The sequence below is a fragment of the Ruegeria sp. CF8 genome (assembly GCF_056537285.1).
On the sequence record NZ_JBQFRG010000002.1, the window covers coordinates 450,404 to 464,802 of the forward strand.

11 protein-coding genes are annotated in these 14,399 nt (G+C 59.3%); 7 read left to right on the top strand and 4 right to left on the bottom strand.

Annotated features, from left to right (window positions below; all coding sequences use genetic code 11):
• The first annotated feature begins 44 nt into the window (after nt 1-44).
• Genes ACR0EV_RS06635 through ACR0EV_RS06665 form a run of 7 tightly spaced genes read left to right on the top strand, consistent with a single transcriptional unit; the run spans nt 45 to nt 8,800 of the window.
• Nucleotides 45-1,397, top strand: coding sequence for an MmgE/PrpD family protein (locus ACR0EV_RS06635; protein WP_480799363.1), 1,353 nt, complete (start codon nt 45-47; stop codon nt 1,395-1,397).
• A 15-nt stretch (nt 1,398-1,412) separates the two neighbouring features.
• A complete protein-coding gene (locus ACR0EV_RS06640; protein ID WP_480799364.1) occupies nt 1,413-2,654 on the top strand; it encodes an FAD-dependent oxidoreductase in 1,242 nt (413 codons plus the stop codon).
• Between the two features lies 1 nt (nt 2,655).
• Nucleotides 2,656-2,916 (top strand): sarcosine oxidase subunit delta, encoded by a 261-nt coding sequence (locus ACR0EV_RS06645; RefSeq protein ID WP_480799365.1) that lies wholly within the window; start codon nt 2,656-2,658, stop codon nt 2,914-2,916.
• Complete coding sequence (locus ACR0EV_RS06650; protein ID WP_480799366.1) at nt 2,913-5,735, top strand: 2Fe-2S iron-sulfur cluster-binding protein; 2,823 nt, start codon at nt 2,913-2,915, stop codon at nt 5,733-5,735. Before ACR0EV_RS06645 ends, ACR0EV_RS06650 begins: the two co-directional genes overlap by 4 nt.
• Nucleotides 5,736-5,737: 2 nt before the next feature.
• Entirely contained in the window at nt 5,738-6,289 is a 552-nt protein-coding gene (locus tag ACR0EV_RS06655) for a hypothetical protein (protein ID WP_480799367.1), read from the top strand.
• Entirely contained in the window at nt 6,286-7,251 is a 966-nt protein-coding gene (locus tag ACR0EV_RS06660) for a D-2-hydroxyacid dehydrogenase (RefSeq protein ID WP_480799368.1), read from the top strand. The genes ACR0EV_RS06655 and ACR0EV_RS06660 overlap by 4 nt, the downstream gene beginning before the upstream one ends.
• Before the next feature lies 1 nt (nt 7,252).
• Nucleotides 7,253-8,800 (top strand): trimethylamine methyltransferase family protein, encoded by a 1,548-nt coding sequence (locus ACR0EV_RS06665; protein ID WP_480799369.1) that lies wholly within the window; start codon nt 7,253-7,255, stop codon nt 8,798-8,800.
• Between the two features lie 32 nt (nt 8,801-8,832).
• Here ACR0EV_RS06665 and ACR0EV_RS06670 read toward each other — a convergent pair whose 3' ends face one another.
• The 4 genes from ACR0EV_RS06670 to ACR0EV_RS06685 are packed head-to-tail and all read right to left on the bottom strand — an operon-like array spanning nt 8,833 to nt 14,379.
• Entirely contained in the window at nt 8,833-9,573 is a 741-nt protein-coding gene (locus ACR0EV_RS06670) for a maleate cis-trans isomerase family protein (protein WP_480799370.1), read from the bottom strand.
• Complete coding sequence (locus ACR0EV_RS06675; RefSeq protein WP_480799371.1) at nt 9,570-10,637, bottom strand: pyridoxal phosphate-dependent aminotransferase; 1,068 nt, start codon at nt 10,635-10,637, stop codon at nt 9,570-9,572. The genes ACR0EV_RS06670 and ACR0EV_RS06675 overlap by 4 nt, the downstream gene beginning before the upstream one ends.
• Nucleotides 10,634-12,286 (bottom strand): hydantoinase B/oxoprolinase family protein, encoded by a 1,653-nt coding sequence (locus ACR0EV_RS06680; protein WP_480799372.1) that lies wholly within the window; start codon nt 12,284-12,286, stop codon nt 10,634-10,636. Before ACR0EV_RS06680 ends, ACR0EV_RS06675 begins: the two co-directional genes overlap by 4 nt.
• On the bottom strand, nt 12,283-14,379 hold the full coding sequence (locus ACR0EV_RS06685; protein WP_480799373.1) for a hydantoinase/oxoprolinase family protein: 2,097 nt from the start codon (nt 14,377-14,379) through the stop codon (nt 12,283-12,285). The genes ACR0EV_RS06680 and ACR0EV_RS06685 overlap by 4 nt, the downstream gene beginning before the upstream one ends.
• Between the last annotated feature and the right edge of the window lie 20 nt (nt 14,380-14,399).

Here is a 14,399-nt window from a genome sequence, read left to right on the forward strand (position 1 = left end):
GGGCAGAGACCGGTATCCAGACTTCAAACGCAAGCAGGCAGCCCGTGGCAGACAGATTTCACAAAATAGCAAGCTTTACCCTTGAAACGACTGCCGGAGATATCCCGGAGACGACGCTGAGGGCCGCAGCCAGAATGACGCTGGACACGCTGGGCATCACAATCGGCTCAGGACCCATGACAGCAGGGGTGATCGCACGCGAAAGTGCGCTGGCCTTGTACGGCGCGGGTGACGATACGTTCAGCGCACGTATGATGTTTGATGGGCGTCGGGTCAGCGCTGCGGGGGCGGCTTATGCCGCTGCTACACAAACTGACAACCTGGACGGGCATGACGGCTACAACCCGACCAAAGGCCATATCGGGGTGGCGGTTGTTCCCGCGCTGGCAGCAGTGGCGGAAACGATAGAGGATTTTTCCGGCCCCGAGGCATTGACCGCCGTCACCATCGGTTATGAAGTCGCCGGACGCGCCGGTATTTCGCTACACAACACTGTCAGCGACTACCATACCTCAGGCGCTTGGAACGCGTTGGGTGTGGTTGCTGTCGCGGCGCGATTGCGCGGTCTGAACCAAGACCAGATGCGGCAGGCGATGGGGATCGCCGAGTATCACGGGCCCCGCAGCCAGATGATGCGCGAAATCGCCAATCCAACCATGTTGCATGACGGCTCGGGCTGGGGCGCGTTGGTCGGGCTTTCGTCGACCGTACTGGCCGAAAAAGGATTTACTGGCGCCCCCGCCATCACCATCGAAGCCGACGGGGTAGCGCCTTATTGGCAGGATCTTGGCCAGTTCTGGCAGATGGAGCATCAATACGTGAAGCCTTATCCGATCTGCCGCTGGGCACACGCTGCAATCGACGCCACACGCGCCCTGATGCGGGATCATGACATTACGCACAAGGACATCGCATCAATCCGCGTCAACACGTTCCGCGAAAGTGCTTGCTTGTTTCAGGGGATGCCGGACGACACGTCAAAGGCACAATACTCCCTGCCGTTTGCGGTCGCCACCATGGCTGCGTATGGGCGGATCGGGGTCGAACATATAACAGGGGCCGGATTGTCAGACCCTCTTGTTGCGTCGATTGTGGACCGCGTTTCCGTTTTTGAAACCGAACGCCATTCGGCCCGCTTCCCGAAAAGCCGCATTGCCGATGTTTCCATAACACTGAAAGACGGCCGCATTCTGGACTCCGGCGACGTTCACGCCCGAGGTGGGCCCGAGGCCCCGATGGATGACGCGGAAGTGGATGAAAAATTCATGGAGTTCGCGGCCCCCTCGCTGGGAGACACTCGCGCCGCTGCCATCCGCGATGCCGTATGGGGGCTGTGCCAACCGGGGTCCAGGTTCTCGGACCTTGCTGCGCTGCTCTATGACGCGCCAAAATCGTAGGCGGGGCTTACTGGAATGCCATTTACGCTCCTGAAATACGGGTTGTCTTCGACCTATCCCGTGACCGGCGACATCCCGGCGACGCCCGATCTGAAGCCCAGCTATGACGTGGTGATCGTAGGCGGTGGTGGCCACGGTTTGGCCTGTGCGCACTACCTGTCCAAGTATCACGGCATCAAGAACGTCGCCGTTTTGGAAAAAGGCTATCTGGCCGGCGGCAATACGGCCCGGAACACCACAACAATCCGCTCGAACTATATCACCAAAGAAGGCATCGCATTCTACAAAGAAGGCGTGCAGCTTTATGAGGAGATGAGTCAGGAGCTGGACTTCAACGTGATGTTCAGCCAGCGCGGTCAGCTGACCCTGGCCCATACCGAGGCCACTTTACGCAGTTTCCAACTGCGCGCCGAGATGGGCAAGCACGCGGGCACCAATATCGAAGTGGTGGATGCGCAAACCGTAAAAGAACTCAGCCCGCATCTGAACATGGACGAAGGCGGCCCGCTTGAGATCATCGGTGGGCTATGGCACGCCGATGGCGGCACAGCGCGGCATGACGCGGTGGCTTGGGGCTATGCGGCGCAGGCCAGCCGTCGGGGCGTGGAAATCCACCAGCGCACCGGGGTCGAAGGCTTCGACACCGACGGCGGCAAGATCACCACCGTTCGTACCAACCGGGGGAACATCTCTGCCGGTCAGGTAATGATTGCCGTGGGCGGCATGAATTACGATATGGCCCTGAAGGCGGGCGTTGAGCTGCCGATCCGTTGCTTTCCTTTGCAGGCCATGGTGACACAGCCGCTGAAACCTTGGCTGCACACGCTGGTCAGTTCGGTCAGCCTGCACACCTATCTGGTGCAATCTTCGCGAGGAGAGATCGTGATTGGTGGCGGCTCGGACCCGTATCAGCTGTATTCCACCCGCTCGACGCTGGATATGAAAGAGCATCTGGCCGAAGGCGCAGTGCATCTATTCCCCTTCCTGCAAGGCGTGCGCCTGCTGCGGCAATGGGCAGGGATCACCGATATGACGCCAGATTATTCGCCTATCATGGGTGCCAGCCCGTTGTCGAACCTGTGGCTGGATTGCGGCTGGGGCACATGGGGGTTCAAGGCGACGCCCGTGGCCGGGAAATACATGGCCCAGACCATCGCCAACCAAAAGGTTGCTCCGATCCTCGAACCCTTCACCATGGAACGCTTCGCCACGTTCGATCTGCTCAACGAAATGGGCGCAACCGCCGCGAGTCACTGACATGAAGATTCTGACCTGCCCGATGAACGGCCCCCGCAATATCAACGAATTCCAGTGTTTTGGCCCCGTGAAAGCCGACCCCGATCCCGCCGCAACTTCGGATCAGGATTGGGCGCGGCATTTGTTCCGTGCTGACAACACGACCGGAGTGATCACCGAGTGGTGGCGTCACGTACCGTCGAACTATTTCTTTCTGGCCGAACGTAACGTGACGACGAACGAGGTGATCCGCACCTTCGACGCATCGGAGATCGCCCAATGACCCGCCTGCCCGAACCTTATGGCACGCGCATTCGGCGCGACACCCCGGTGTGGTTTACCTTTGAAGGTCAAAACTTTAGCGGGTTTGAAGGCGACGTGATCGCCTCGGCGCTGGCCGCGAATGGACAGTGGATGCTGTCGCGCAGTTTCAAATACCACCGCCCGCGCGGCGTGATGTCTATGGCCGGATCAGAGGCAGACACGCTTGTGCAGTTGCCCTCGGACCCCAACGTGCAGGCGGACCGGCACGGGATCACCGAAGGGCTGACCGTCACGGCACAGAACGTAAATGGCTCACTTGCGCGGGACCGGGATGCTTTTCTCGACAAGCTGGGCCGTTTCATGCCCGTGGGGTTCTATTACCGCACCTTCATGGGCCCCACGCGCAACAGTTGGCTGAAACTCTGGGAACCACTGATCCGCAAGAAGGCGGGTCTGGGCGTTCTGGACACCAATGCCGAACATAAGGACTTCGAAAAAGCAAACCTGTTCTGCGACCTGCTGGTCGTGGGTGGCGGTCTGGCGGGACTGACTGCAGCTATTGAAGCCGCTGAGGCAGACGCCGATGTGATCCTGGCCGAGATGGAGCCAGAACTGGGTGGTGCATTGACTTACCGCCGCGACGGCGCAGACCGGCTGGCGAACCTGACAGAACGCGCAGGTAAATTGCCCAATCTGCGGATCATGACCTCAACGACTGTGAATGGCTGGTACGAAGACAACTGGTTGCCGCTGATCCGGGGCAACAAACTGTTCAAGACCCGCGCGCGTGAGGTCATTCTGGCCACCGGCTGCGTCGAACAGCCCGCTGTGTTCCGCAACAATGACCTACCCGGCATCATGCTGGGTTCAGCAGCGCAACGTCTGATGCGCCATTATGCGGTCAAACCCGGTCAGCGTGCGGTGGTTCTGGCGGCCAATCCCGAAGGCTATCGCGTCGCGCAGGACTTGCGGGACGCGGGGGTCGAACTGGCTGCAATTATTGACCCGCGCGATGGCGGCTCGGGCGAAGCGTTACAGGGCGTCCAGACCATTGCAGGCGATATCACTGAGGCGCACGGTAAAACCCATGTCACCGGCATCACAGTCGCCGGTCAGCGGATCGACTGCGATCTGGTGGTGGTCTCGGTCGGGTCAGCGCCCAGTTGGCAGTTGCCGTGTCAGGCTGGCGCAAAACTCAGCTACGATGACGCGACCGCCCGCTTCTCTCTGGCCTTGCCCAATGGCCCACTGGGAACCGCGGGCAGCATTAACGGACCGGTCACAGCGGATGTGGTGATCAATGATGCCCGCTTCGCGACCCATGCGGCGCTGGCTCGGCTGGGTCTGCCGCATGGGCAGGTTGACCAGATCGCCGACCCTGAAGCTGAATTGGCCAATTTCGAGCCCAAGATCACGCCGCACCCCAAGGGCAAGGACTTCATCGACCGTGACGAGGATATTCAAGTCAAAGACCTGCAAAATGCTGCGAAAGAAGGTTATCGCGAGCTTGAGCTGATCAAGCGGTTTACCACAGTGGGCATGGGACCATCGCAGGGCCGCCATTCCGCTCTGGCAACGGCGCGGGTTGTTGCCGACGCCACCGGGCGCAGTATTGCCGAGACCGGCGTGACCACGGCGCGGCCCCCGTTTGCGCCGGAAACGCTAGGGGTATTGTCCGGGCATCATCATCCCGCGCAGCGACGCAGCGCGCTGCATCAGGAACATATCCGACTGGGCGCTGATATGCGGCCCGTCGGCGCGTGGTGGCGGCCCTATTTCTACGGGCCTAAAACCGATGCTAAACGGCTGATCGAAGAAGAAGTCAAAGCGGTGCGTGAAGGCGTCGGCGTACTGGATGTCTCGACCCTTGGCGGGTTGGAAGTGCGCGGCCCGGATGCGGGCGAATTCCTCAACCGTATCTATACGATGGCCTATAAAAAACAGCCCGTCGGAAGATGCCGGTATTGTCTGATGACCAATGAAATGGGCACCGTGATAGATGATGGCGTCGCCTATCGTCTGGCTGAAGATACGTACTATGTCACAGCCACCACCGGTGCTGTGGCCCGCGTCTATGCAGATATGCTGTTCTGGAACGCGCAATGGCGGCTGGATGTGGATGTGCTGAATGTCACGTCTGCTTTCTCCGGGTTCAACATCACCGGGCCTAAGGCGTGTCAGGTGGTCGAAGCGCTGGATAGCGATATCGACTTTTCGCGCGACGGGTTTGCCTATCTCGACGGGCGCTCAGGCACAGTGGCGAGCGTACCGGTTCGTGCCATGCGGATCGGTTTTACTGGCGAGCTGAGCTATGAGCTTCACTGCCCTTCAAGCTACGCCAAAACCCTATGGGATGCGATTTTGGCGGCGGGCGAACCCATTGGTCTGCGCCCTTACGGCCTTGAGGCAAGCCGCATCTTACGCCTGGAAAAAGGGCATATTCTGATTGGGCAGGATACAGACGCGCTGACCTCGCCGGACGAGCTGGGCTTTGACTGGGCCGTGTCCAAGACCAAACCGTTCTTCGTCGGCAAACGCTCCATCGAGATGCGGCGGAACAAGGGGCTGTCCCGCAAGCTGGTGGGCCTCAGCTTTGAAGGGGGCGATGTTCCGCACGAAAGCTGTCTAGTTCTGCGCGACGAAGTGCCGGTGGGGCATGTAACCTCGGTTCTGTGGTCCCCTACTTTGCGCAAGCATATCGCGCTGGCCTACGTGGACGGGCGCGACGCCGAGATCGGCTCTCCTGTCACGGTGAAGTGTCGAAATGGCAATCGGGTTCAGGTGCCGGTCGAAGGTCACGCCTTCTTTGACCCGGACAACACGCGGCAGGAGGTGTAAGGATGCAGATCTATCCGTTGCAACCGGGCGGGGCCGCCGAGGGTGTGACACTTGCGTCAGGCCCGGTCACGCTGTCTGACATGACCGCTCTGCCGCGCTTTGGCCTTAAGGGCCGCGGCAGCGCCGACTGGCTTGCCGCCCAAGGGCGCAAACTGCCCGAGATCAATCGAGCGAGCGATGGTATTCTACGCCTTGGCAGCAATGATCTTGTCGTCATCGAAGGGGCCGACGACCTGCGTGCCGCATGGCAGGCAGCAGACGCGTCCAAAGGTTATGACGCATGGCGCGAAGAAACATGGGCCTGGATGCATCTGTCTGGCCCGCGGCTTGATGATCTGATGGCCAAGATTTGCCCCGTGGACCTGCGTGCAAACACATTCACCGAAGGCCAGATCGCCCAAACCCGCGTCGGTTACACAGAAGCGGTTGTCTGGCGCGCGCATCATAAGGGGCTGGACGGATTCTGCGTTCTTTTCGACATCTCTGCCACTGCCTTTTTCGCCCAAGCCATTGAAACCGCCGCTCAGGAGTTCAAGAAAGAGGCTGCATTGTGAAATCCCCCGTCACCATCCTTCACACAGACAACCCTTCGGGATCCAAGGCAGTGCTCGCCCAGCGGCACCCGGATCTGGAAATCCACACCTGCGACAGCTACGAGGCTTTGCCGCAGATGATCGCGGATACCAAAGCTGAGGTGGTCTATTCCGTCCGCTTTGCCGGCACACCCGGCTTTCCACGCCAAGCACTGATTGATGCGCCCAGCGTCAAATGGGTGTCGGTTGGCGGGTCGGGCACCGACCATATGAATCCTTGGAACCCTGAAACCCTTACCGTGACCAACGCCGCCGGGGTGGCCGCTGACATGATGGCGCAATATGCGCTGGGGGCAATGTTCCACTTTATGTTGGACCTGCCTGGGTTTCGCGCGGCTCAAACCCGTCGCGAATGGGTGTCGGGCACGGTTGAACCAATTGACGGCAAAACGGTACTGATCCTCGGCCTCGGCCAGACCGGTATGGCGGTCGCCGCGCGGTGCAAGGCGATGGGTCTGACCACGGTCGGTGTACGGGCCCGTCCAAAACAGACCCCAAAAGTAGATGAAGTGTATGGCATGGACGATCTGCAAGACCTTTGGGTACGTGCGGATTTCATCGTCGTTTGTGTCCCGCTGCTGGACAGTACCAAAGGGCTGGTCAACGCCCGCGCATTTGCCGGCATGAAGCCCGGCGCTGTGATCATCGATGTCTCGCGCGGCGGTGTGATAGATGAAGCCCCTCTGGTTTACGCGCTGGAAACCGGCGAGTTGAAAGGCGCGGCGCTTGATGTCTTTACCATCGAACCACTGCCTTCAGACCATGTGCTTTGGGGCTTCGACAACGTGATCATCACCCCACATTGCTCATCGGTTTATGAGGGGTGGGACCTGAAATCGGTCGAGATGTTTTCTGACAACCTCTGGCGCTATCGCAAGGGTGAAGCGCTGACCAATATCGTTAACCCCGAACGAGGATACTGACATGGCACGAGAAAGACGTAGCACCCGGGGTGGCGGGCGACGTGGCAAAAGCGATCGCGGTAGCGCCGCCATCCGGCAGTTGCCCTGGCAGGATGTGATCAACACGTCCCCCAAGATGGAATTGCTGAGCCAAGAGCAACTGGATCAGCTTCACGCCACGTCGATGCGTATCCTGTCCGAAGCAGGTATTCGTGTCATGGGCGACAACGTGATGGACCTGTTTGAACAGGCCGGAGCGCTGGTGGACCGCGACACTAAGACGATCCGTATCGATGAAAGCATCATCAATGAGGCTCTGAAAACCGTCCCGAAGACCTTTACGCTGACTGGCCGAAACCCGGACAAACGGATCACGCTGGGTGGCAACCACGTCAATTTCGGCCTCGTAGCCGGTCCGCCGAATGTGCATGACTGCATCAACGGGCGACGTTCGGGCAATTATGAAGACTATTGCAACTTCATCAAGCTGGCGCATCACTTTAACGCCATCCACCTGATTGGCAATCAGGTGACCGCGCCGCAGGAAATGCCGGCCAATAATCGGCATCTGGACACCTATAACGCAAACCTCAGCTATAGCGACCTAAGCTTTCACGCAACAGCGATTGGCCGAGGGCGCGCCATGGATGGCATCAACATGATGGCCATCGCGCGGGGTATTTCATTGGATCAGATGCGCGCAGATCCGGGGCTGATCACCATCATCTCGGTCAACTCTCCGCGCCTGTTCGATGACGCGATGGGCGACGGGTTGATTGCCATGGCCGAACATGGCCAGCCGGTCACGATCACGCCCTTCACCCTGATGGGCGCGATGACCCCTGTCACCCTACCCGCTGCTTTGGCCCAGCAAAATGCCGAGGCGCTGTTTGGCGTGACCCTGACCCAATTGGTCAACCCCGGCACGCCGGTGATGTACGGGGCCTTTACCTCAAACGTGGATATGCGGTCGGGAGCACCCGCTTTCGGCACGCCGGAAAACACCAAAGCCAACATGATCAGCGGTCAGCTGACCCGCAGGTATGGCATTCCCTATCGAACTTCGAACGCCAACGCCTCGAACGTGGTCGATTTACAGGCGGCTTATGAGACGATGATGGCCACCTGGGGCGCGGTGCTGGGTGGGGCCAATCTGGTCTATCACGCAGCCGGTTGGCTCGAAGGTGGGCTCACTGCGTCATATGAGAAGCTCGTCATGGATGTGGAAATCCTGCAAAACATGATGGAGTACCTGAAACCTCTGAAATTCGACGAAAGCGAACTCGCGCTGGACGCGATCAAAGACGTGCCCACTGGCGGCCATTTCTTTGGCACTGAGCACACGATGGAACGCTATGAAACTGCGTTTTATGCACCCATGCTGTCCGACTGGCAAAACCATGGCGCATGGGAAGCCGCGGGGTCAAAGACCGCGTTGAACCGCGCGACCGAAATCTGGCAGCAGGCGCTGCGCGAATACGAAGAACCGGTAATGGACCCCGCGATCCGCGAGGAGTTGGACGCTTATATTGCCAAGCGCAAGGAAGAAATCGGCTCCGACGAGCCCTAAAGAAAAGGCCGGGTTATCAGCCCGGCCTTTGTTTACAACAGGTCGAACAAGCGCCCCGGCACGTTTCCTTGTCGGGGCAAGCCCAAAGCCCGCATCAGCGCAAACATCATGGCCTGATTAGACGTCACCACAGGTTTGCCCAGCGTGGCCTCGATCCGGTCTACGGCCTCGACCGCGCGCATATCGGTGCAGCTAAGCACGATGGCTTCGGCTTCAGGATGATCGGCCTGACAGGCCAGATCGAACACTTCATCCGGGGTCAATTCACCCTGGCCGTAGTTCCCAAGCTCACGACCTATATCGGCGCATTTGACTGTTGTGATCTGGTTTTGCGCCAGAAAATCAACCGCTTGTGTGTTTATCTCGCCCAGATAGGGCGAAGAAAACCCCACTTTTGTCACGCCCAAAGCCTTGATTGCGTCAACCAGTGACCCGGCAGCGGTAAAGGATAGTGCGCCCGACCCTGCCTTGATGTCCTGCGCCAACTGTTCATCGAATGACGGGCCGTGTGTCAGCGTGGCAGACGTGCAGCCATAGAGCACCACATCAGGCCGCACACCTGCAATCATCTTCAGATCATGGCTGATGTCCGACGCCCCAAGACCCGCCATCTGGTCCGAGCCAGGAATCTCATCCACATCATACCCGCCCATGCGCTGGAAATGCACCGTCGTGTCCGGGCAACGCATCAGCATCATATCTACCTCAAGATTGGTGTTGGTGAACGGCACCAGCACGCCGATCTTGGCCCGTGTTCGGGTCTCATGGGTCATGACATCACCTCTTTCAAAACGGTCAGGCACCGATCCATGACTGGTTCTTCACAAATGGTAGCGCGCAGACAATCGCCCAATCCATAGCCCCCCATGCCGCGCATCAGTAACCCTTGGGCACGCAGGGCAGCATCTGCCTTTTGCGCCATCTCCTCATCCGCAAAACGGATTAACACGAAATTCGTATTGCTCGGCGCGACCGTCAGACCCAGAGCGCGGCACCCATTGGCGAACTGATCCCGAATGGCAGCGGTTTTGGAAACCGTATCCAGCATATGATCCTTATCCCGCATAGCTGCGGTCGCCATGGCCTGCGAAGGGATCGAGACATTGTTCGGGTTCAACAACTTCCGCACCTCACCGGCAATAGCGTCGGGGAACAGACCCCAACCCACGCGCGCGCCCGCCAATCCATAGGCCTTGGAAAAGGTTCGCATGACCACAGTGTCGCCGCGATCTACCAGCGCAAAGACTTCGGCCGGGTTTTGATCCTGATCGGCGAACTCGGCATAGGCCTGGTCGACCACCAACAACACGTCCGCCGGTAACGCGTTGCGCAGGCGCAGAATTTCGGCATTCGGGATCAGAGTCCCGGTGGGGTTGCCCGGGTTACAGACAAAAGCAATCCGCGTTTGAGGCGTGATGGCGGCCAATATGTCATCAACCGAAACGGTCAAATCCACCTCACGCGCTTTCACGTAATCGGCCTGCACTTGCGCTGTTGCAGAAGCAACGTAAGCATAGCCATAATCCGTGCCCAGCACCCGGTCGCCCGGCCCGGCGAATGCTCGGATCAGGCATCCGATCAACTCCATCGAACCTGCACCGCACAGGATATTCCCGGCCGCGACACCATGGGTTTCGGCAATTGCAGCGCGAAGCTCTGGCCAATCGGGATCGGGGTAAAGTGGCATTTGATCCAACGCCGCCTGCCCTGCCGCAACCGCCGCTGGACTGGCTGGAAAAGCGCTTTCGTTTTGGGCCAGAGACACGGTTTCGGGCCCACCCAAATCCGCCAGAGCGTACGCTGCCATCTGGCGGACATGCTCGACTGCGCGGATCATGACGTGCCTCCATAGGCTTTCGCGCCCGCTTCGGTCACAAGGCCGCGTTTGAGGTCCAGAGCAAGGGCCTTCGGATCCCGTTCTGACGGATCGCCAAAGCCTCCACCGCCCGGTGTGTCGAAGATCAGGTAATCATCGCCTTCCACCCGCAGTTCTCCTTTGCCGGGAATGTCACCGTCGCCATCGCGGAACCGGATGCGCCCCGGGGCACCGGGCTGGCCACCCATTCGGCCCAAGGCTGGGAACTTGAGGCGCTCGACTGAGAGGAAAACGATGAAAGGCGCGTTATTGGACGAGGTCATCTCAATCCTTTGTCCGAGACCTCCGCGATATTTACCCGCGCCACCTGAATCCGGCAGCAGTTCACGCCGCCACATCACTACAGGTGCGACGCTTTCAGTGATCTCGACCTGCGAACCAAACACGCCCGAGGGGTAGGCGGTTGCAGAGAGTCCGTCTGCGTGGGGTCGCGCACCGGTACCGCCGTTATGGACTGGTTCGATCGCAAATTCACGCCCGCCATTGGCCGCAACTTCCGGCGCATGCCGCATGGGCAGATCGAACATACACGACGCACCCTCGGCGGGAACCTGATCCGGCAGCGCCTGATGCAGGCATCCCAAGACCAGATCCGGGGTCACTTGTCCCAGCGTATGGCGCATGGCGACCGGCACAGGGCGTTGTGCATTCAGAATACAGCCCTTGGGGCCATCCACCGTAAACGGCTCCAGCGAGCCTGCGTTGTTCGGAATGTCCGGGCCAACGATGCAACGCAGAGCAAATACCGTATAGGCCGTTGCATAGTTCAACGGGACGTTGATACCTTTCTTCGAACAACCCGATGTGCCCGTAAAGTCCACGTGCATCCCGTTCTTGGTAACGGTCAGCGTGGCATGCAACTCCAGCTCATTCTCATATCCGTCCATGCGCAGCACGTTCTTATAAACGCCCTCTGGCACCTCTGCGATGGCCTCCAGCGCGCCCTTGCGAGACGTATCGATAATGTAGCTGCCCAGTGTATCCAGATCTTCGATCCCAAACTCTTCCATCATCGCCACCAGACGGTTCACGCCCGCCTCGCAACAGGCGATCAGTGCGTAGATGTCGCCCTCATTGGCGATCGGCTCACGCGAGTTGGCGCGGATGATGTCCATAAGCAGTGCGTTGGGCGTGCCTTCTTCAACCAGTTTGCAAGGTGGAATCAGCAAGCCTTCGTCATAGATGTCTGACCCCTCTGGCCCCATCCCCAGACCACCCAGATCGACCAGATGCGAGGTGCACGAGGTAAAACCAACAACCTTGCCATCCTTGAACGCAGGCATCATCAGCAGGAAGTCATTCAGGTGCCCCGAGGCCAGCCACGGGTCATTGGTCATGTAGATGTCGCCGGGCTTCATGTCCTGCAGTGCAAATCGCTCTCGCAAGTGCAGAACGGCTTCGGCCATTGTATTGATATGGCCAGGCGTGCCGGTCACGGCCTGTGCCAGCATCCGACCATTGACGTCAAAGATCCCTGCAGAAATATCACCACATTCACGCACAATGGGCGAAAAAGCCGCGCGGATCAGGGTTTGACCCTGCTCTTCTACCACGGCCAGCAGGCGGTTCCACATCACTTGCAGGCGAGCGGGGGAAAGTTCAACGGTCATTTTGCGCCTCCTTTCTGGTCCTGGAACAGGACAAGGTTGCCAATGGCATCCATGTGCGCCGAGAAATCAGCAGATACGAGCGTGGTGGTTTGCGGTTCATGGATCAGCGCCGGGCCGCGTAAATGGTCACCGGGTTTCAGGTCGGCACGGGCCACAAAGGCCGCGTCTTTCGCCGCGCCATCCACATCGCAGGTGATGGGTCGCGTTTCAGTGACGTCAAACGCCGTGAGGTCCGGTGTTTGAGTCACCGGCGGTACAGAACTGTCCGGCGTCGCGACCCGAACCGCCCAATTGAGAATCTCAATCTCCATCCCCGGCACGGGGCGCGAGAATTGCTTTCTGTATTCCTCTTCAAAGGCGGCAGTCAGCGGCGCAATATCGTCGCGCGTCAGGGCGCGATCCGGTAGCGGGATCTCGATCTCGTGGCCCTGCCCGTTATATCGCATAAAGGCAGTGCGCTGGCTTTCGGTCGGTGCATCGCCTGCCCCTTTGGCAACAACCTCTTTTGCTTCGGCAATCATTGAATCGAAAAGCGCATTCACCCCATGCATATCCATACTGTCGAGCAAGGAATAGCGCGAACGGACGATTTCGAACGACACCGGCGCAAACAGGAAGCCAACCGCCGATCCGACACCCGGATTGGGTGGGATCACGATACGCGACACCCCGGCTGAGCGTGCAACGCGGCTTGCATGCAACGGCCCGTTGCCGCCAAAGGCTATCATCGTGCGCGGCCCCAGATCCTTACCGCTTTCAACGGCATGCATACGCCCAGCGCTGGCCATGCTTTCATCCACGATCCGGCTGACACCGTCCGCCGATCCGACCGCATCCAAGTCCAGTTTTTCGCCAATCACGCGCTTCAGTGCGGCCTTTGAGCCTTCGGGGTCCAGTTGAATATGCCCCTCGGCAAACGTGTCGGGCACGATATAACCAAGCGTGATGTCGCTGTCGGTCACGGTTGGATCTGTGCCGCCGCGCATGAAGGCCACCGGCCCGGGTTCTGACCCCGCGGATTTCGGGCCAACGGTTAGACGGCCCAGACGGTCAACACCTGCTATCGAGCCACCACCAGCGCCGATTTCGATCATCTCAATCACCGGGATACGCACCGGCATGCCCGAGCCTTTGATGAACCGTGCCGCACGGGCAATTTCAAAAGATCTGGACGTCTGAGGACGCGCATTGTCGATCAGGCAAAGCTTGGCTGTGGTGCCACCGACATCAAATGACAGGACCTGATCCAGCCCAGACCGCGCCGCAATCCGTGCGGCCAGAATGGCACCTCCTGCAGGGCCGGATTCAACCAAACGGATTGGAAACCGTGCCGCAGTTTCCACGGTGCACATCCCACCACCCGCGGTCATCATCAGGATCGGACAAGTTACGCCCTCGGTTGCGAACTGTTCGACGAACCGGGACAGATAGGATTCCATCAACGGCTGAATGTAGGCGTTTGCGACGGTTGTGCAGAGCCGGTCAAACTCACGCGCTTCGGGACTGACGTCGGACGAGATCGAAACCGTCAAATCGGGACGGCGTTCAGCCAGAAGATCGCGCAAGCGTTGTTCGTGAGTGGGGTTGGCGTAAGAGTGCATAAGGCAGATCGCCACCGCCTCTGCACCGCTGGCATCGAGCTCGATCAGCAGGTGTTCAATCTGCGCCTCATCCAAATCGATCAGAACCTCGCCTTCGGCCGACATACGTTCGCGAATGACGAAGGATCGTTCACGCGGCACCAGAAGGTCCGGCTTTTCAAGGTTGATGTCGTATTGGGAATAGCGCCGCTCGTACCCGATATCGAGGATGTCTCGGAACCCTTCGGTGCAGATCGTCGCCACAACTGCCCCACGCCGTTCAATCAGCGCGTTGGTCGCAAGTGTAGTACCATGGATAAACCCGGTAACTTCCTTTAGCGACCGACCGGTCTGCGCCATGACACGCTGAGCGCCTTCCATGGCGCCTTCGGCCGGGTTTTTATGCGTGGTCAGGGTTTTCGTCGACGCCAGTATCGTCTCATCCCCCGAGACCAGAACTGTGTCGGTAAAGGTGCCACCAATATCGATGGCAAGGCGTAGCGCGGTAGTCATTTGGTATTCCGTTGTCGTCT

What these genes read in the sequence shown, in the direction of transcription:
- ACR0EV_RS06640 (WP_480799364.1), top strand. Translation starts at nt 1,413, where the DNA reads ATGCCATTTACGCTCCTGAAATACGGGTTGTCTTCGACCTATCCCGTG.
- ACR0EV_RS06645 (WP_480799365.1), top strand. Translation starts at nt 2,656, where the DNA reads ATGAAGATTCTGACCTGCCCGATGAACGGCCCCCGCAATATCAACGAA.
- ACR0EV_RS06650 (WP_480799366.1), top strand. Translation starts at nt 2,913, where the DNA reads ATGACCCGCCTGCCCGAACCTTATGGCACGCGCATTCGGCGCGACACC.
- ACR0EV_RS06655 (WP_480799367.1), top strand. Translation starts at nt 5,738, where the DNA reads ATGCAGATCTATCCGTTGCAACCGGGCGGGGCCGCCGAGGGTGTGACA.
- ACR0EV_RS06665 (WP_480799369.1), top strand. Translation starts at nt 7,253, where the DNA reads ATGGCACGAGAAAGACGTAGCACCCGGGGTGGCGGGCGACGTGGCAAA.
- ACR0EV_RS06670 (WP_480799370.1), bottom strand. Translation starts at nt 9,573, where the DNA reads ATGACCCATGAGACCCGAACACGGGCCAAGATCGGCGTGCTGGTGCCG.
- ACR0EV_RS06675 (WP_480799371.1), bottom strand. Translation starts at nt 10,637, where the DNA reads ATGATCCGCGCAGTCGAGCATGTCCGCCAGATGGCAGCGTACGCTCTG.
- ACR0EV_RS06680 (WP_480799372.1), bottom strand. Translation starts at nt 12,286, where the DNA reads ATGACCGTTGAACTTTCCCCCGCTCGCCTGCAAGTGATGTGGAACCGC.
- ACR0EV_RS06685 (WP_480799373.1), bottom strand. Translation starts at nt 14,379, where the DNA reads ATGACTACCGCGCTACGCCTTGCCATCGATATTGGTGGCACCTTTACC.